General features: G+C 69.3%; 3 protein-coding genes. 1 reads left to right on the plus strand and 2 read right to left on the minus strand.

What is annotated here, in order from left to right; genetic code table 11:
- Positions 1–82 precede the first annotated feature (82 nt).
- Together ABZ194_RS30295 and ABZ194_RS30300 are read right to left on the minus strand one after the other, a co-directional pair.
- Entirely contained in the window at positions 83–745 is a 663-nt protein-coding gene (locus ABZ194_RS30295) for a recombinase family protein (RefSeq protein WP_355600433.1), read from the minus strand.
- A gap of 176 nt (positions 746–921) precedes the next feature.
- Entirely contained in the window at positions 922–1,230 is a 309-nt protein-coding gene (locus tag ABZ194_RS30300) for a MarR family transcriptional regulator (protein WP_355600434.1), read from the minus strand.
- Here ABZ194_RS30300 and ABZ194_RS30305 point away from each other — a divergent pair.
- On the plus strand, positions 1,117–1,562 hold a 446-nt coding region (locus tag ABZ194_RS30305), incomplete at its 3' end, for an ester cyclase (RefSeq protein WP_355600435.1). The genes ABZ194_RS30300 and ABZ194_RS30305 overlap by 114 nt on opposite strands.

Genomic DNA, 1,562 nt, shown 5'->3' on the forward strand with positions numbered 1-1,562 from the left:
AGTGAGAAGGGCATCCGCTGGGGCGGCAGGCCCCTCGCACCGGCAGCTTGAGACGCTCACCCAACCCGGTGATCGTTTCCGGTCACAGCACTAGCTGGTGGGGAACGGCGCCGGCGCGCAGGTCGCGCAGGTCGGGGATGTGGTTGTAGAGGGTGCCCGGGGAGACGCCGAGGAGCTTGGCGATCGAGGTGATGGAGCGGCCGGGGTCGGGCAGCAGGTCGCGGGCGGCGCGGATGACTTCCTCGGTGGCGACGGTGGGGCGTCCGCCGACCCGGCCGCGGGCCCGGGCGGCGGCCAGGCCTTCGCGGGTGCCCTGGACGATGAGTTCGCGGATGAACTCCGCCAGGGCGGCGAAGACGTGGAAGACGAGCCGGCCGCCGGGGGTGGTCGTGTCGAGGTTCTCGTGCAGCGAGGTGAAGCCGATGCCTCGCTCGCGCAGTTCGGCGACCATGTTGATGAGGTCCTGGAGGCTGCGGCCGTAGCGGTCGAGCGAGGGGACGACGAGGGTGTCGCCGGCGTCGAGGAAGGCGTGGCACGCCTTCAGCTCCGCGCGAAGGTCGGTCTTGCCGGACTTCTTGTCGGAGAAGATCTTCCGGCACCCGGCGGCGGTGAGGGCGTCGATCTGCCGTTCGAGCTTCTGCCCGCCGGTCGACACCCGCGCGTACCCGATCTTGATCTCAGTACGCACCAGCGGCTCGGCGACAAGGAGTTCGGGATGGCCGGACGGCTCCGGGAGGTCACTCATGACCCCGGGTCATGTCAGAAAACGGTGGTCCGGGGTTCTTGAATGACCCAGGTTTTTGAAGGGTTTTTTGAAGGTCCTGCGGGGGGCGCGGACCCCCGTCCGGTGATCTTCAGAAAACGAGGTTTTCTGAAGATCACGTGCGGATGCCCCCGGAGGGCGACCGGGCGGTTGTCGGGTCAGTCGGCGCGCAGGCGTGCGGTCTGTGCGGTGGTGCGCCGCAGGTATCGCTCGATGATGGTGAGCTCGTCGTCGGTGAAGTCCTCCAGTGCCTGGTCGAAGGCTTTGCCGGGGGTGTCCCAGGCGGCTTCGATCTCGGGGGTGCGGCCGCGGGTGAGGGTGACGAGCACCTTGCGCCGATCGTGGGGGTCGGGGTGACGTTCGGCGAGGCCGGCTTTCTGGAGGCGGTCGACCAGGCGGGTGGCCGATCCGGAGGTCAGACCTGTCAGGTCCGCGATTTCCCCCGTGGTGCGGGGGCCTGGTTCCAGGGCGAGCAGGCTGGCGACCTCGGCCCGATCGTCGACGGCGACCTGATCTCCGCCCGCTGGACCATGCGCGCCACTTACACCGGCGGCATCCCCCAGGCCACCGCCCCCGTCGGCACGAAGATCTCCTTCTCCGGCAACGACATCCTGCGCGTCTGCGACGGCCGGTTCGTCGAGTACTGGACCTGCGCCGACATCCTCGACGGCCTGTCCCAGCTCGGCGCCATCTCCGGCCCCAACCGGCCTTGGGGAACAGCGGTTAACGCCAAGCGGGTGATCATGGACTCGATGCGGGCCGCGGGCGGGTCTACCGCGGCTCGGCGTTCGGGTGGGGC

It is taken from the genome of Streptosporangium sp. NPDC006007, from assembly GCF_040614315.1.
GTDB lineage: Bacteria > Actinomycetota > Actinomycetes > Streptosporangiales > Streptosporangiaceae > Streptosporangium.

Excerpts from the sequence above, each read along its gene's own strand:
- ABZ194_RS30295 (WP_355600433.1), bottom strand. The coding sequence starts at position 745 with ATGAGTGACCTCCCGGAGCCGTCCGGCCATCCCGAACTCCTTGTCGCC.